Consider the following 2,041-nt stretch of genomic DNA (forward strand, 5'->3'; position numbering starts at 1 on the left):
CTCTTGTACATGATGAACAGAACGAATCTGTTACAGATGAAATAATTCCTATTTCTTCATCACTACCGATATAGCGATAACGTGTCGCAACTTCACCAGGATAGTTCGCTTCAATACGTTCAAGCGGCATAACTTTATGAATCATCTCTACTATTTCTTGCTTAGAAACTACTTCTCCTAATTCCCAGCCGTTAAAATTTCCAACATCCATATATTCAATGAACCGAAGGATATGCTTATTCTCTTTAAAGTACTCTGCCATCTGAACGATGTCTTGTTCATTTTTCCCTTTTTGAACAACCATGTTCATTTTAATTTTCATTCCGGCTTCCGCTGCAGCCTGTATTCCTGCAAGAACCGTTTTCACTTTACTTCTATTCCCATTTAAATAAGAGAATCGCTCTTCATTTAACGAGTCTAAACTAACTGTCACACGAGATAAACCCGCCTTATATAAATCAGGAGCAAACTTTTTAAGTAATGATCCATTTGTCGTTAAACCAATATCCTCTACCCCGTCAATTTCGTTTAACCGCTGTATGAGTTCAGGTAGGTCTTTTCGAAGTAAAGGCTCTCCCCCAGTAATGCGTAACTTTCTTACACCTAAAGAAACGAAAATACGTGTAATCCTTTCAATTTCATCAAAAGATAAAATTTTATCATTAGACAAAAAAGAATAATCACGACCAAATATTTCTTCTGGCATACAATATCGACAGCGAAAATTACAGCGATCAGTAACAGAAATACGTAAATCCTTTAAAGGACGATCTAATTTGTCTAATGTAACAGATTTCATGATTATTGCCTCGTTTCTACTTATTTTATATTTATAATCCGCTCTGGATGCGTATATACATTTAAAGATTCATTACGAATGAAGCCTATTGTAGTAATCCCTAACCTCTCCGCTAGCTCTAATGCTAACTCAGTTGGAGCTGATTTTGACAATATAATTTCACAGCCAATTTTCGCAACTTTTAATAGAATTTCAGAAGATATACGACCACTAAAGACAATAATTTTATCACCAATCGAAATGTTATTTTTTAAACAATAACCATAAATTTTGTCTAAAGCGTTATGTCTTCCTATATCCATCCGGCTTAAAACAATTCCACTCACATCACATAAAGCTGCATTATGAACGCCGCCTGTATGTTGAAACGTAGACGCAGATTGCTGCATATCATTCATTAACCGAAAACAATCCTCGGCAGAGATTTTTACGCGAATATCATTCATTTTTTTCGCAGTCAGCGCATCGTTTGCGAAAACAAACCCTTGCCTACTCATTCCACAGCACGAAGTAATATAACGTTTGTTTTGCATGTCACGATAATAAGGATTGATTTTCGTCGTTTTTACATGGACATAGCCTTCTTTTTCTTGCACCCATATTTCATCAATATCTTCATACTTTCGGATAATGCCTTCAGAGGCTAAAAAGCCAATTACCATGTCTTCAATATACTCTGGAGTACTAACCATTGTAACAAATTCCTGGCCGTTAATTTTAACCGTTACAGGAAACTCTGTTACAATGCTATCCTCTATATGCTTGAATTCCCCTTGCTCATATTTAAAAATCCCCCGTTCCACCTGAATCGATTTCACGATGAGCATCCTTCTCTYACGTTATATTTTTATCAAAGACAAACACCGAAACTGCAATATCTTCTTCCACTTTCATATCTGAAAACAGATGAACTAATTTCGCTCCAACAAGTTCCTCTAAATGCTCACGAGAATTAACAGCATACACTTCTTGAATCATTTTCGTTCGAGCCATATGAACCATTTCCGCACCATCCATCGTTCCCGAAATAAATTTCTCAGTAGGTGTCAAATTCCCATAAAGTGTAGCAATCGCCATATTTTCAGCAAATACAGTATGAATTCGCTCCGGCCCTTTTCCGAATAAATCCTTTCGAAGCTTTCGGATCATATCATTAAATTCGTGTACCATCTTTGACATACTCTCATTCCTCCCCTGTTCATCAACACTAACTTTTCGCATATTCTTTCATCATAACTATTC

At 36.2% G+C, this 2,041-nt stretch carries 3 protein-coding genes; all 3 read right to left on the reverse strand.

Features of this window, described 5'->3' with window-relative positions; genetic code table 11:
• The coding region (moaA, locus tag AC1DTM_RS24000) for a GTP 3',8-cyclase MoaA (protein WP_477001059.1) at positions 1-799 on the reverse strand (799 nt) is incomplete at its 3' end.
• A 20-nt stretch (positions 800-819) separates the two neighbouring features.
• Positions 820-1,617: a formate dehydrogenase accessory sulfurtransferase FdhD gene (gene fdhD / locus AC1DTM_RS24005; protein ID WP_016104409.1), complete on the reverse strand. Its 798-nt coding sequence runs from the start codon at positions 1,615-1,617 to the stop codon at positions 820-822.
• A gap of 16 nt (positions 1,618-1,633) precedes the next feature.
• A complete protein-coding gene (locus AC1DTM_RS24010) occupies positions 1,634-1,978 on the reverse strand; it encodes a Na-translocating system protein MpsC family protein (RefSeq protein WP_000041501.1) in 345 nt (114 codons plus the stop codon).
• Positions 1,979-2,041 lie beyond the last annotated feature (63 nt).

The organism is Bacillus sp. P4_D3, from assembly GCF_056401855.1.